This window comes from Tsukamurella sputi (assembly GCF_007858445.1).
Taxonomy (GTDB): Bacteria; Actinomycetota; Actinomycetes; order Mycobacteriales; family Mycobacteriaceae; genus Tsukamurella; species Tsukamurella sputi.
The window spans coordinates 35,782-49,594 of sequence record NZ_VIGV01000011.1 but is presented as its reverse complement, the minus strand read 5'-3'; the positions used below and the strand labels follow the sequence as shown (position 1 = coordinate 49,594).

11 protein-coding genes are annotated in these 13,813 nt (G+C 69.5%); 5 read left to right on the top strand and 6 right to left on the bottom strand.

The window, feature by feature from the left end:
• The first annotated feature begins 18 nt into the window (after positions 1-18).
• Together uvrB and FK268_RS20705 are read left to right on the top strand one after the other, a co-directional pair.
• Positions 19-2,181, top strand: coding sequence for an excinuclease ABC subunit UvrB (gene uvrB / locus FK268_RS20710; RefSeq protein WP_146437355.1), 2,163 nt, complete (start codon positions 19-21; stop codon positions 2,179-2,181).
• A gap of 153 nt (positions 2,182-2,334) precedes the next feature.
• Positions 2,335-2,778: a universal stress protein gene (locus FK268_RS20705; protein ID WP_068531579.1), complete on the top strand. Its 444-nt coding sequence runs from the start codon at positions 2,335-2,337 to the stop codon at positions 2,776-2,778.
• A gap of 10 nt (positions 2,779-2,788) precedes the next feature.
• Here FK268_RS20705 and FK268_RS20700 read toward each other — a convergent pair whose 3' ends face one another.
• Both FK268_RS20700 and FK268_RS20695 read right to left on the bottom strand, forming a co-directional pair.
• Positions 2,789-5,122: a HelD family protein gene (locus tag FK268_RS20700; protein WP_146437354.1), complete on the bottom strand. Its 2,334-nt coding sequence runs from the start codon at positions 5,120-5,122 to the stop codon at positions 2,789-2,791.
• Positions 5,123-5,199: 77 nt separating this feature from the next.
• A complete protein-coding gene (locus tag FK268_RS20695) occupies positions 5,200-5,688 on the bottom strand; it encodes a MarR family winged helix-turn-helix transcriptional regulator (RefSeq protein ID WP_146437353.1) in 489 nt (162 codons plus the stop codon).
• 48 nt (positions 5,689-5,736) lie between these two features.
• Here FK268_RS20695 and FK268_RS24315 point away from each other — a divergent pair, with 48 nt between their 5' ends.
• A complete protein-coding gene (locus tag FK268_RS24315; protein ID WP_158636179.1) occupies positions 5,737-5,913 on the top strand; it encodes a hypothetical protein in 177 nt (58 codons plus the stop codon).
• Positions 5,914-5,930: 17 nt separating this feature from the next.
• On the opposite strand, the gene FK268_RS20690 is transcribed toward FK268_RS24315, so the two are convergent.
• The 4 genes from FK268_RS20690 to FK268_RS20675 all read right to left on the bottom strand — a co-directional run bounded on the left by FK268_RS20690 (position 5,931) and on the right by FK268_RS20675 (position 8,849).
• A complete protein-coding gene (locus FK268_RS20690) occupies positions 5,931-6,194 on the bottom strand; it encodes a hypothetical protein (protein ID WP_146437352.1) in 264 nt (87 codons plus the stop codon).
• The gene (locus tag FK268_RS20685; protein WP_146437351.1) at positions 6,187-7,374 is read right to left on the bottom strand and encodes an FAD-dependent monooxygenase; all 1,188 of its coding nucleotides are present in this window, start codon (positions 7,372-7,374) and stop codon (positions 6,187-6,189) included. The genes FK268_RS20690 and FK268_RS20685 overlap by 8 nt, the downstream gene beginning before the upstream one ends.
• Before the next feature lie 94 nt (positions 7,375-7,468).
• Positions 7,469-8,212, bottom strand: a complete 744-nt coding sequence (locus tag FK268_RS20680) for an SDR family NAD(P)-dependent oxidoreductase (protein ID WP_146437350.1) — start codon at positions 8,210-8,212, stop codon at positions 7,469-7,471.
• Positions 8,213-8,279: 67 nt separating this feature from the next.
• On the bottom strand, positions 8,280-8,849 hold the full coding sequence (locus FK268_RS20675; protein WP_146437411.1) for an MBL fold metallo-hydrolase: 570 nt from the start codon (positions 8,847-8,849) through the stop codon (positions 8,280-8,282).
• A gap of 142 nt (positions 8,850-8,991) precedes the next feature.
• Here FK268_RS20675 and uvrA point away from each other — a divergent pair, with 142 nt between their 5' ends.
• The gene (gene uvrA / locus FK268_RS20670) at positions 8,992-11,850 is read left to right on the top strand and encodes an excinuclease ABC subunit UvrA (RefSeq protein WP_146437349.1); all 2,859 of its coding nucleotides are present in this window, start codon (positions 8,992-8,994) and stop codon (positions 11,848-11,850) included.
• Between the two features lie 46 nt (positions 11,851-11,896).
• Positions 11,897-13,702, top strand: a complete 1,806-nt coding sequence (locus FK268_RS20665; protein ID WP_146437348.1) for a gamma-glutamyltransferase family protein — start codon at positions 11,897-11,899, stop codon at positions 13,700-13,702.
• Positions 13,703-13,813 lie beyond the last annotated feature (111 nt).

Genomic DNA, 13,813 nt, shown 5'->3' with positions numbered 1-13,813 from the left:
TCGGCATAGTCTGGACGCATGGCATTCGCGGCAGAGCAACCGGTGGTGGCGCACTCCGAGCACCGGCCGATCGGTGAGATCGAGCGGTCGTCGGCGGAGTTCACGGTCGTCAGCGAGTACGAGCCGGCGGGCGATCAGCCCACCGCCATCGCCGATCTCGAGCGCAGGCTCAAGGCGGGGGAGCGGGACGTGGTGCTGCTGGGTGCCACGGGCACCGGTAAGTCGGCCACCACCGCGTGGCTGATCGAGCGGGTGCAGCGCCCCACTCTGATCATGGCGCCGAACAAGACCCTGGCCGCGCAGCTGGCCAATGAGTTGCGGGCCATGCTGCCGCACAACGCGGTCGAGTACTTCGTCTCGTACTACGACTACTACCAGCCGGAGGCGTACATCGCGCAGTCCGATACGTACATCGAGAAGGACTCGTCGATCAACGACGATGTGGAGCGCCTGCGGCATTCCGCCACGTCGTCGCTGCTCTCCCGGCGCGATGTCGTCGTGGTCGCCTCCGTCTCGTGCATCTACGGCCTCGGTACCCCGCAGAGTTACCTCGATCGATCGGTGCAGCTCGAGGTAGGCCAGGAGGTGGATCGAGACGCGCTGCTGCGGCTCCTGGTGGACGTGCAGTACAGCCGGAACGACACGGCCTTCACCCGCGGCTCGTTCCGGGTCCGGGGTGACACGGTGGAGATCATCCCGTCGTACGAGGAACTGGCGATCCGGATCGAGTTCTTCGGAGACGAGATCGAGGCCCTGTACTACCTCCACCCGCTCACGGGCGATACGGTCCGGCAGGTCGACAACCTGCGCATCTTCCCCGCCACCCACTACGTCGCGGGGCCCGAGCGCATGGCGCGCGCGATCGAGGGCATCGAGGCCGAGCTCGAGGAGCGCCTCGCCGAGTTCGAGCGGCAGGGCAAGCTCCTCGAGGCCCAGCGCCTACGGATGCGCACCCAGTACGACGTGGAGATGATGCGGCAGGTCGGCTTCTGCTCCGGCATCGAGAACTACAGCCGGCACATCGACGGGCGCGCCGCCGGCTCGGCGCCGGCCACCCTCATCGACTACTTCCCGGAGGACTTCCTCCTGGTGATCGACGAGTCGCACGTGACGGTGCCGCAGATCGGCGCCATGTTCGAGGGCGATGCCTCGCGCAAGCGGAACCTGGTGGACTTCGGCTTCCGGCTGCCCTCCGCCGTGGACAACCGCCCGCTCACCTGGGAGGAGTTCGAGGGCCGTATCGGCCAGACGGTCTACCTGTCGGCCACGCCCGGCCAGTACGAGCTCGGCCAGACGGGCGGTGAGTTCGTCGAGCAGGTGATCCGGCCCACGGGCCTCGTCGATCCGCAGGTGGTCATCAAGCCCACCAAGGGCCAGATCGACGATCTCATCCACGAAATCCGGGACCGCACCGAGAAGGACGAGCGCGTCCTGGTCACCACGCTCACCAAGAAGATGGCGGAGGATCTCACCGACTACCTCCTCGAGGCCGGGATCCGGGTCCGATACCTGCACAGTGACATCGACACGCTCCGCCGGGTCGAACTGCTGCGGCAACTGCGGCTCGGCGAGTACGACGTCCTGGTCGGTATCAACCTGCTCCGCGAGGGCCTCGATCTCCCCGAGGTCTCGCTGGTCGCGATCCTCGACGCCGACAAGGAGGGCTTCCTGCGCTCCACCACCTCGCTCATCCAGACGATCGGCCGCGCGGCCCGCAACGTCTCGGGCGAGGTGCACATGTACGCCGACAAGGTGACCGAGTCGATGCGCGTCGCGATCGAGGAGACGGAGCGCCGCCGGGAGAAGCAGATCGCCTACAACAAGGAAATGGGCGTCGACCCGAAACCTCTGCGCAAGAAGATCGCGGACATCCTCGATCAGGTTTACACCGAGGCGGAGGACACGGAGCAGGCGATCGGCGGATCGGGGCGCAATGCCAGCCGCGGGCGCCGCGCCCAGGGCGAACTGCGGGCGGTGCCCGCGGTGAGCGCCGGAATGTACGAGGGTGAGGACGTCAAGTCCATGCCGCGCGCGGAACTCGCGGACCTGATCGCGGAACTCACGGACCAGATGATGAATGCGGCGCGCGAGCTGCAGTTCGAGCTGGCGGGTCGCATCCGCGACGAGATCGCCGATCTGAAGAAGGAGCTCCGCGGAATGGACGCCGCCGGTTTGCAATGACCTGCGAATCGGACGACATCGCCAGCACCGGTGTGTTCCCCGCCGCAAACTGCCTGTTCCCGGGGACAATGAGGCTATTGTGTCGGAGAAGTATTGCTAGGGCATTCCCGTGGCAGAACTCCGCTGGAGAAATGTAGAGAAAGAGGAGACTCGATGAGTGGCTACAGCACGATCGTCGTCGGCACCGACGGCTCGGAGTCGTCGCTGCGCGCCGTGGAGCGCGCCGCTGCACTGTCCGGCGACGCGAAGCTGGTGATCGCCTGCGCATTCCTGCCCAGCGAGGGCGCCGATCCCGCCGCCGCCGACATCCTGGGCGCCGACGCCTACCAGCTGCAGGGTGCGAACCCCGTCAACGACATGCTGCGCACTGCCGAGGGGCGTGCGATCAAGGCCGGCGCGGCGAACGTCGAGAAGCGGGCCATCAAGGGCCAGCCCGTCGACGCGCTGCTGGACCTGGTCAAGTCGCTCCCCGAGCCGGCCCTGCTGGTCGTGGGCAACAAGGGTATGAACTCCCTGACCGGCCGACTGCTGGGCTCGGTGCCCTCGGACGCCGCCCGCAAGACCTCCGTGGACATCCTCATCGTCCATACCACGTAGTACCGGGGCCTCAGGCCTCCAGCGCGCGCAGTGCGCGCGGCAGCGACCCGGACGCGACCACGGTCAGCGTCTGGGTCGCTCGTGTCAGGGCGACGTACAGATCCCGCAGCCCGCGGTCGAACTCCACCTCCGCCGGCTCTCCGACGATCAGTCCGGGTTCCACCACGACGACGTGGTCGAACTCCAGGCCCTTCGAGTCGCGGACGCCCATCACCCGTACGTTCGGGGCCGTGAGCCGGCGCAGCGGCGCCACCAGACTCGACGGTGCCAGCACCGCCGTGAGGCGCGCGGGATCGTCGGGCAACTGGGCCCGCACCGTCTCCACGAGCAGCTGCCGATCGGCACCGTCGACGCGGACCAGACGCGGGCGTTCCGCCCCCGACCGCACGGATGTGGGCGGTGACAGCGAGGGGTCGATCTCGGCCAGCACGTCCGCGGCCAGGTCCATGATCTCCTCGGGCGTGCGGTAGTTCACCGTGAGCTCGGCCACGGTGAACCGGCCCGGAACGTACGGGTCGAGAGCCTCGCCCCAGCTCGTCATCCCGGCGGCATCGCCGGTCTGTGCGGTATCGCCGACCAGGGTCATCCACCGGTTCGGGCTGCGTCGCATCAGCATTCGCCAGGCCATCGCCGAAAGCTCCTGAGCCTCATCGACGATGATGTGGCCGAAGGTCCACGTGCGGTCGTCGCGGGCGCGGTCGGCGGTGGAGTTGAACTCGCGCACCGTCTGCCGCTGCGCGAGCTGCTCGGCGTCGATCAGGTCGTACGCCATGAGGATCTCGGCGTCGAACTCGTCGTCGAGATCCTGGGGCGCCGAGCCGGTCAGGATGTCGAGCGCCTCCTGCGCCTCCTCGAGCCGCTGGCGCCACTGCCGTTCGGCCTCGTCGGCGTCCAGGTCGTCGTCGCCCAGGAACTCGGCGATCTCGTCGAGCAGTGGTGCGTCGGCGGGGGAGAAGGCGGGCCGGCCGTCGGGCCCGGTGACGGCCTCGCGGTGGAGGTCCGCGCGCTCGGCGTCGGTCAGATCGGGAGCGGCCTCGGCGAGCCGGTCCGCGTCGCGCAGCAACTCCGTCAGGACGCGCTGCGGAGTCAGCGCGGGCCACAGCTGGTCGAGGGCGCCCAGCACCTCGCGGTCCTGCGCCAGCTCGTCGCGGATGTCGGAGATGTCGGTGCGCGAGAGCAGCATCGTGTTGTCCACGACCGACGAGCCGATGGTGGCGGCGTGCTGGGCGGCCAGGGCGTCGAGCGCGGACTGCCGGAAGATCGCGCGGGCCGTGTTGTGCGGGCGCCGGGACGAACGCGCCCGTCCGCGCGCCCGTGTCACGAGCTTCTTGTCGAGGGTCAGAGGGTAGCCGTCGAACTTCAGGACGATCGGCTCGTCGGGCACCGTCTGCCACCCCCGGACGGCCTGCTTGCACACCTCGACCATCGCCGTCGAGCCCTTCAGCCGCGCGGCCGCGGCCGAATCCTCCAGTGTCGCGACGACGCCGGGGAAGAGATCGCCGATCGTGCTCAGCAGCACGCCCGTCTCACCGAGGCTCGGGAGCACCTGGCTGATGTAGTTGAGGAAGGTCTCGTTGGGGCCGACGATGAGCACGCCCGTGCGGGAGAGATTGGAGCGGTAGGTGTAGAGCAGGTAGGCGGCGCGGTGCAGCGCCACCGCGGTCTTGCCGGTGCCCGGCCCGCCCTGGACCACCAGGACGCCGCGATGCTCGGACCGGATGATCGCGTCCTGCTCGCGCTGGATGGTCTCGACGATGTCGGCCATGTGCCCGGTGCGCGCTCGATTCAGGGCCTCCACCAGCGCGGACTCTCCTGCGACGTTCGACCCGAGGCCCTGCCCGGCGGCGGCCCCGTCGGGCTCGGTGTCCGTGAGGGTGAGGCGCTCGGCGACCACCCCGGTGAGATCGCGGCCGCGGGTGCGGACGTGCCGTCGCACGGCGACGCCCTCGGGCTGTGCCGGTGTGGCCAGGTAGAACGGGCGGGCCAGCGGCGCACGCCAATCGAGCAGGAGCGTGCTCAGATCCTCGTCGTCGTCGAGGACGCCGATCCGCCCGATGCGCCGGACCGCGTCCGGTGAGCCGCCCTGGTCGTCGTTCATGTCCAGCCGGCCGAAGTACAGGTTCTGCTCCGCGGCGTCGTACTTGGCGATGTCATCCGTGTAGAGCTGGTGGTACGAGTCCCGCTCCGAGATCTCCTGCGGGTTCTCGCCCACCTCCTGCAGGTTGTCCGCCCGCCGCCGGTTCGCGGTGCTGCGCATGGAATCGATCCGGGCGTACACCCGATCGAGGTGCGCCTGCTCCTCGGCGAGCAGGGGATCGCCAACTGCTGCAGGGTCGGTCTTCACGGGACTCCTCGTGGACGGCTGCGATGAATCAGACCGTCCATTGTCCACGATCCGCGCGGCCCGTGGGGTGAGCGCCCTCACCCGCGGTCGGGTCGTGCTCTGCCCTGCAGCTCCGCGGCCGAGGCGACGTGCCGGGCGACGCTGAGCCGGAGGAACTCCTCGATCGCGGCGAGCTGCGCATCGTCGAACCGACGCAGCGCGGTATGCGCCTCCGCAACCCGATCGCTGAAGAGCTCGGTGATGATCTCGACGCAGCGCGGCGTCGGGGTGACGAGGACCCTCCGCCCGTGATCGGGATCGCTGATGCGGTGGACGTATCCGGCGGTGACGAGCCGGTCGGTCATCGTGGTGACCGATCCGGGGGTGAGGCGCATCAGCCGGGCCAGGTGCCGCACGGGCTGCGGGCCCTGCCGGAAGACGATGTCCAGGCAGCGCAGATCCGTACGGCCGATGCCGAGGTGATCGGCCAGTGCCTGGTCGTCCGTGTCGATGGCGGCCTGCAAGTCGGCCATGGTGCGACCGATCGACCGTTCGCGCTCGGCACGTTCGTTCTCGACAGGGAGCATGTCTCCAGGTTAGTGTTTGATCATCAAACACTCAAGCGGAGGATGATCATGACAGCACGTGACGAACGCCCCTCGGCGACCGACTCCGCCCTTGGCGGTGCGCTGGCCTGGCTGACGGGCAAGGATTCGGTGAAACGCGGGAGGTCCCCGCTCGACGGTGCGGTCGGTGAACTGCTCTCGTGGGTCACCGGCAAGGGCGGCAAGAAGGACAAGACCGTCGGATAGCGCGGCCGCGTGGTCGGCTAGCGCCGGATGATCGTCCGCACCATCAGGTAGCCCATGATCACCACGTACGCCGCCAGGAGGAGACCGACGACGGTCTTCGTCACGGGGTCGCTATCGAGGAAGGTCACGCCGATCACCGGTGCACCGACGAACGCGAGAAGGAACAGGACGGTGGCCTTGCGCCGTGTCCGCCGCATGTCCGGCGGGGGAGTCTCGACGTTGCCGGAGCGCAGGCGCTCGCGGGCACTGACCGCCTCGCCGGGGATGTCGTCGTCATCCATGTGAGTTCGCTGCGGAGTAGTCGGGCAGGTCGATGCCGTTGATCGCGCGCTCGATGACCGCCATGTCCCACTCCGCGGGGGAAGTCGGCGGCTCCTCGCCGGGAGCGGGGACCACGCGGCTCGCGGCGTTCCATCGAGCCACCTGTTGGTTCGCGTCCACCATCGGGCGCAGGAGCCGCTCGTACTCCGCGAACGCGGGTCCGGGGTTCCATCTCGCGGCCGCGAGCTCGCCGGCGAGGACGTACGCCCCCACCAGCGCGAGGCTGGTGCCCTGTCCCGACATCGGAGACGAGCAGAACGCGGCGTCGCCCAACAGCACCACGCGGCCCGTGGACCAGGTGTCCATCACCACCTGGGCGACCTCGTCGAGGTAGAAGTCGTCGGCGGCGTCGAGGTGCTCGAGAATGCGGGGCGTCAGCCAGCCCATACCCTGCATCCGCTCGCGCAGCAGACGTTTCTGCGCCACGACATCGCGTCTACCCGCGTCGCGATCGGGCTCAGGCGAGGCGAACGAGAACAGAGCCATGCCGAGCGTCGCGTCGCGGATGGGGCGCAGTCCCGCGGTGCGGCCCGGCGTGGTGCAGTCGATGAGCCAGCGGTCGAGCCCGAACTCGTTGGGCGCGGTGTAGAAGGCCATCGTCTGCCCGAGGTGGTGCAGGTACCGCTCGTGCGGGCCGAAGGCGAGGGCGCGGAGCGACGAGCGCAGGCCGTCGGCGCCCACGACCAGTTCGAACCGACGCTCCTCGCCGTGCTCGAAGCTCACGTCGACGCCGTCGGCGTCCTGCGTCAGCGCGGTGATCCGATCGCCGAAGACGTACTCGACCCGGTCGGCCGTCGCGTCGTGGAGGACCCGGGAGAAGTCACCGCGCAGGATCTCGATGTCGGCGATGAAGCCATCGCCGCCGTCGTCCTCGGCGCTGAAGGTCTCGAGGACCGTGCCGTCCTCGTCGACCATGCGGGCGCCCGCCGTCTCGGTGCGCGCGGCCCGGACCTGCTCGTCGAGACCCATGCGACGGATCACCTCCCGGGCGACCCCGCGTGCATCGACCGCCTGGCCGCCCGGGCGGAGGGCGGGAGCGCGCTCCACGACGGTGACCTCCGCGCCGTAGCGCGCGAGCCAGTGCGCAAGCGCGGGACCCGCGATGCTCGCGCCGGCGATCAGTACTCGGGGGCCGTTCACGGCTCTCCTCCCGTGGGTGGACGTGGTCGAGCCTATCGGGGCGCCGGCACTGGGCCCGTGAAGCGGACGGACCGCCGCGGGCGGCGGCGCTGACCTACACGCTCGACTCCCCGCCGTCGACGGCGATGGTCTGGCCGGTGAGGAAGTCGGGGGCGTACAGCGACAGGTAAGTAACCACCCCGGCGATCTCCTCCACCGTCCCCATCCGGCCGGCCGGGATGCCCCGCAGGACGTGCTTGTACAGGGCGGTATCGGCACGCAGCTCGGCGTTGATGTCGGTCGCGATGAGTCCCGGTGCGACAGTGTTCATCTGCGCCCCGACACGCGCCCATTCGACCGCCACGGAACGCGTGAAGCTGATGACGGCGCCCTTCGAGGCGGAGTACGCCGCGAAGCCGGACCGGCCGACCAAGCCGAACACCGAGGCGATGTTGATCGCGCGGCCGGCACCGGCCTCGTGGAACCGTCGCCCGGCCTCGCGGCTGCACAAGAACATGCCGCGGACGTTCGTGGCGAACACCTGCTCCCAGTCGGATGCGGTCAGATCCTGCAGTTCCGTGTGCGCGCCGACCCCGGCGTTGTTGACCAGGACGTCGACTCGCCCGAAGGTCTCGTCGGCGGCCGCGAAGAGGCTGGCGACCGAGGCCTCGTCGGTGACATCGGTGGGGTGCACGAGGGCGGTGCCGCCGTCGGCCTCGATCGCTGTCCGTACCGACTCGAGGGACGACGCAGTGCGCCCCGCAAGCACGACGCGAGCGCCGTCCTTCGCGAGCGATCGTGCGATGCACCCGCCGATCCCGCGTCCGGCACCCGTGACGACAACCACTGATTCAGTCATGCCGACGACCTTGCCCGACGGTTCGGTCTTGGAACAAACGATGTGACCTCTTGTCACACTGCGCTGTTCACCAGCCGCGCTCGCGCCACTCCGCGAGGTGCGGGCGCTCGGCACCGAGGGTGGTGCCCTTGCCGTGGCCGGGGTGTACGACGGTGTCGTCGTCGAACCGGTCGAACAGCTTGGTGGTCACGTCGCCGTACAGGCGGTCGAAGTCGCCGGGCTCCCAGGTCTTGCCCACCCCGCCGGGGAAGAGACAGTCGCCGGTGAACAGGTGGACCGGCGCACCGTCGAACTCGGGTCGCAGGGCGAGCGCGATCGATCCGGGCGTGTGCCCGACCAGCTCGATGACGTCGAAGACGAGGTCGCCGATCGTGAGCACCTCGCCGTCGGAGAGGGGGCGGTCGGTGGGTACCGGGATGCCCTCGGCGTCGTTCACGCCCGCAGCCGACGGGACGCCCAGCCCGGCCTTGACCTCGGCCAATGCCTGCCAGTGGTCGGGATGGCGATGGGTGGTGAGGATCAGTTCGACGCCGCCGATCTCCCGCGCGGCGGCGAGCACCTCCTCCGCATCGTTGGCGGCGTCGATGAGCAGGGTGTGTCCGGCGGAATCACCGACCAGGTACACGTTGTTGTCCATGGGGCCGACGGAGATCTGGCTGATCGTGGTGGTCACGGGCCTCACGCTACCGCGCGGGGAAAAACTTGTCGGTGGCCTTCTCTAGCATTGTTGCGGGCCCATCTGTGGGCCGCGAGGGTCGAAGACGGAAGAGGATGAGACGGTGGCTGATCGCCTGATCGTGCGCGGAGCGCGCGAACACAACCTGCGGGGTGTCGATGTGGATCTCCCGCGCGACAGCCTGATCGTGTTCACCGGCCTGTCCGGGTCCGGCAAGTCCAGCCTCGCGTTCGACACGATCTTCGCGGAGGGGCAGCGCCGCTACGTCGAATCGCTGTCGGCGTACGCGCGGCAGTTCCTCGGGCAGATGGACAAGCCCGACGTGGACTTCATCGAAGGTCTCTCGCCCGCGGTGTCGATCGACCAGAAGTCGACTAACCGCAACCCGCGGTCCACCGTCGGCACCATCACGGAGGTCTACGACTACCTGCGCCTGCTGTACGCCCGCGCGGGCACGCCGCACTGCCCCGAGTGCGGTTCGGTGATCGCACGGCAGACGCCGCAGCAGATCGTCGATCAGGTGCTCGAGATGGAGCAGGGAACCCGGTTCCAGGTGCTCGCGCCCGTCGTCCGCACTCGCAAGGGTGAGTTCGTGGACCTGTTCAACCAACTGCAGACGCAGGGCTACTCGCGCGCCCGGATCGACGGGGTGGTGCACCCGCTCAGTGAGCCGCCCAAGCTCAAGAAGCAGGAGAAGCACGACATCGAGGTCGTGGTGGACCGGCTCGCGGTGAAGACCTCCGCGAAGCAGCGGCTCACCGACTCGATCGAGACCGCGCTCCGGCTGGCCGACGGCATCGTCGTGCTCGATTTCGTGGACCGCGAGGAGAACGATCCCGAGCGGGAACGGCGGTTCTCCGAGAAGATGGCCTGCCCCAACGGCCACCCCATCGCCGTCGACGATCTGGAGCCCCGTTCCTTCTCCTTCAACTCGCCGTACGGCGCGTGCCCGGAGTGCGACGGACTCGGCGTCCGCAAGGAGGTCGACCCGGAGCTCGTCGTGCCCGATCCGCTGCTCTCCCTGGCCGACGGCGCCATCGCCCCCTGGTCGTCGGGGCAGAGTGCCGAGTACTTCCTGCGCCTGCTCTCCGGCCTCGCCGACGCGATGGGCTTCGACCTGGACACCCCGTGGAAGGACCTGTCGGCGAAGGCCCGCAAGGCCGTCATCGAGGGCTCCGAGCACCAGGTGCACGTCAAGTACCGCAACCGGTACGGCCGCACCCGCTCGTACTACGCGGAGTTCGAGGGCGTCATGCCCTTCCTGCACCGCCGCTTGGAATCCACCGAGTCGGAGCAGATGAAGGAGCGGTACGAGGGCTACATGCGCGACGTGCCGTGTCCGGCCTGTTCGGGCGCCCGCCTGCGTCCCGAGATCCTCGCGGTCACGCTCGATCATCCGCGCTTCGGGGAGAAGTCGATCGCGGACGTCTCGGCGATGTCCGTAGGGGAGTGCTCGGACTACCTGTCCGATCTCAAGCTCGGCGCGCGCGAGGCGGCGATCGCCGGTCGCGTGCTCAAGGAGGTGCAGGCCCGCATAGCCTTCCTGCTGGACGTGGGCCTGGAGTACCTGTCGCTCTCGCGCGCGGCGGGCTCGCTGTCCGGCGGTGAGGCGCAGCGCATCCGGCTCGCCACGCAGATCGGGTCGGGCCTCGCGGGCGTGCTGTACGTGCTCGACGAGCCGTCGATCGGCCTGCATCAGCGCGACAACCGCCGCCTCATCGACACCCTCGTCCGCCTGCGCGACCTGGGCAACACACTCATCGTGGTCGAGCACGACGAGGACACGATCCGCATGGCCGACTGGGTGGTCGACATCGGCCCCTACGCGGGTGAGCACGGCGGCAACGTGGTGCACAGCGGCACGTACAAGGCGCTGCTCAAGAACAAGGACTCGCTGACCGGCGCCTACCTTTCGGGGCGGCGCGCACTGCCCGTGCCCGCCGTGCGGCGGCCGATCGACAAGAAACGCCAGCTCAAGGTGGTCGGCGCGCGCGAGCACAACCTGCAGAACATCGACGTGGCCTTCCCGTTGGGCGTGCTGACGGCCGTCACCGGTGTATCGGGTTCGGGCAAGTCGACTCTGGTCAACGACATCCTCTCGACGGTGCTGGCGAACAAGCTCAACGGCGCGCGGCAAGTACCGGGGCGGCACAGCCGCGTCACGGGTCTCGACGATCTGGACAAGCTGGTGCAGGTCGACCAGTCGCCGATCGGCCGCACGCCGCGGTCGAACCCGGCCACGTACACCGGCGTCTTCGACAAGATCCGCACGCTTTTCGCCGCGACCACCGAGGCCAAGGTGCGCGGCTACCAGCCCGGACGGTTCTCGTTCAACGTCAAGGGCGGCCGGTGCGAGGCCTGCTCGGGTGACGGCACCATCAAGATCGAGATGAACTTCCTGCCGGACGTCTACGTTCCGTGCGAGGTGTGCCATGGCGCGCGGTACAACCGCGAGACGCTGGAGGTGCACTACAAGGGCAAGAACATCGCCGAGGTGCTCGACATGCCGATCGAGGAGGCCGCCGACTTCTTCGAGGCCGTCACCTCGATCCACCGTTACCTCAAGACGCTGGTCGAGGTCGGCCTCGGCTACGTCCGGCTGGGGCAGCCCGCCACCACGCTGTCCGGCGGCGAGGCGCAGCGCGTCAAGCTCGCCGCCGAGCTGCAGAAACGGTCCAACGGGCGCACGATCTACATCCTCGACGAGCCCACCACGGGCCTGCACTTCGAGGACATCGCCAAGCTGCTCCAGGTGATCGACGGGCTGGTCGACAAGGGGAACTCGGTGATCGTCATCGAGCACAACCTGGACGTGATCAAGACCGCCGACTGGATCGTCGACATGGGGCCCGAGGGCGGCAGCGGGGGCGGCACCGTCGTGGCCCAGGGCACGCCCGAGGACGTCGCCGCGGTCCCCGAGTCGTACACGGGGAAGTTCCTCGCGGAGGTCCTCGGCGCCTGACAGCGGCCCTGATGGCACCGCAGGTCGGTGCCGAACGGAGGTAACGATGGACTTCACCACACCCGAGGCCCTCACCACCCGTCCCACGCTGCGGGGGTCCTTCGGGATGAGCGCGTCGACCCACTGGCTCGCCACCGCCGCCGCGCAGGCGGTGCTGGAGCGGGGCGGCAACGCCTTCGACGCCGCGGTCGCCGCCGGCTTCGTGCTCCACGTGGCCGAGCCACACCTCAACGGGCCGGGCGGAGACCTCACGGGGGTCTTCTTCGACGTCCGCACCGGCGCGCCGCGCGTGCTCATGGGGCAGGGGCCCGCCCCCGCCGGCGCCTCCCGCGAGCACTTCCTCGCGGAGGGGCTGGAAATGGTGCCCGGTGCGGGCGCTCTGGCGGCAGCGGTCCCCGGGGCTGTCGACGCGTGGCTGCACCTGCTGGCCGAACACGGCACCTGGGAGCTGTCCGAGGTGCTGGAGTTCGCCATCGGCTACGCCCGTGACGGCTGCCCCATGGTGGGCCGCGTCGGTGACGCGATCGCGGCGGTCCGCGAGCTGTTCGAGCGGCACTGGCCGACATCGGCGAAGGTCTGGCTGCCCGACGGACGTGTGCCGGCCGACGGCGAGGTGCTCCACAACCCCGCCTACGCCCGCACCCTGGAGCGATTGATCGACGCGGGCGCGACGGTGGCGGGCGACGGAGAGGAGGCGCGCGTCGCACGGATCGAGGCCGCGCGTACGGCGTGGTCGACGGGCTTCGTCGCCGCGGCCGCGGCGGACTTCGTCGTGGCGCCGCACCGGCACTCGACGGGGACCGACCACGCGGGCGTCATCACCAGGGCCGACTTCGCCGGGTTCCGGGCGGGCGAGGAGGAGCCGGTCACCATCGTCTTCCGCGGCCGCACCATCGCCAAGACCGGCCCCTGGGGACAGGGCCCTGTGCTGTTGCAGACGCTGCGGATCCTCGAGGGCTACCAGGACCACGAACTCGATCCGTCCACCGCCGACGGGGCGCACCGCATCATCGAGGCGCAGAAGCTGGCCTTCGCCGATCGCGAGGCCTACTACGGCGACGCGACCGAGGCACCACTCGAGCAATTGCTCTCCCCGGAGTACGCGGCCCAGCGTCGGGCCCTGATCGCGCCCGATGCATCGCTCGAGTTCCGGCCGGGCATCGTCGCCGGACGGACCGCCTTCCTTCCGCCGCTGCGCGCGGACTACGACACCCCCGCAGGAGGCGGCGCCGGCGAGCCGACGGTGCGCGTGACCGGCGAGGTCCGCGGCGACACGTGCCACCTCGACGTGGCGGACCGTCACGGGAACATGGTGTCCATCACGCCGTCGGGCGGCTGGCTGCAGTCCTCCCCGCTGATCCCGGAACTCGGTTTCTGCCTGGGCACCCGCCTGCAGATGACCTGGCTGGAACCGGGCGGACCGGCGACACTGACGCCCGGGCGGCGCCCCCGGACCACGTTGACCCCCACGCTCGTGCTCGTCGACGGGGTTCCCGTCACCGCACTGGGCTCGCCCGGAGGCGATCAGCAGGATCAATGGCAGCTGCTCTACCTGCTACGGACGATCGTCGGTGGATACAGCCCGCAACAGGCGATCGACGCCCCCGCCTTCCATACCACCGCCGTGCCGAGCTCTTTCTGGCCGCGCACCTGGACGCCGGGAGGCGTCGTCGTCGAGGACCGCCTCGGCGACGACGTGATCGCCGGTCTCGAGGCACGGGGCCACCGCGTCACGCGAGCGGGGGACTGGGCACTGGGGCGGCTGTCGATGGCGGGGCGCGAGCCCGGGACCGGACTGCTCTGCGCGGCCGCGAACCCGAGGGGAGCGCAGGGCTATGCAGCGGGACGGTGACCGAGTGGCTCCCGCGTCGGCTCGTGGACGCGATGGATCGGTACACATCCGCTGCTTCGGCGTTTCCTCCACAGACGTGGCCCGATTCGCGTTCTCACCTGCTCCGGGACC

Coding starts and splice junctions, on each gene's coding strand:
- FK268_RS20695 (WP_146437353.1), bottom strand. CDS start 5,688: ATGCTCCCTGTCGAGAACGAACGTGCCGAGCGCGAACGGTCGATCGGT.
- FK268_RS24315 (WP_158636179.1), top strand. CDS start 5,737: ATGACAGCACGTGACGAACGCCCCTCGGCGACCGACTCCGCCCTTGGC.
- uvrB (WP_146437355.1), top strand. CDS start 19: ATGGCATTCGCGGCAGAGCAACCGGTGGTGGCGCACTCCGAGCACCGG.
- FK268_RS20680 (WP_146437350.1), bottom strand. CDS start 8,212: ATGACTGAATCAGTGGTTGTCGTCACGGGTGCCGGACGCGGGATCGGC.
- FK268_RS20690 (WP_146437352.1), bottom strand. CDS start 6,194: ATGGATGACGACGACATCCCCGGCGAGGCGGTCAGTGCCCGCGAGCGC.
- FK268_RS20705 (WP_068531579.1), top strand. CDS start 2,335: ATGAGTGGCTACAGCACGATCGTCGTCGGCACCGACGGCTCGGAGTCG.
- FK268_RS20665 (WP_146437348.1), top strand. CDS start 11,897: ATGGACTTCACCACACCCGAGGCCCTCACCACCCGTCCCACGCTGCGG.
- FK268_RS20675 (WP_146437411.1), bottom strand. CDS start 8,849: ATGGACAACAACGTGTACCTGGTCGGTGATTCCGCCGGACACACCCTG.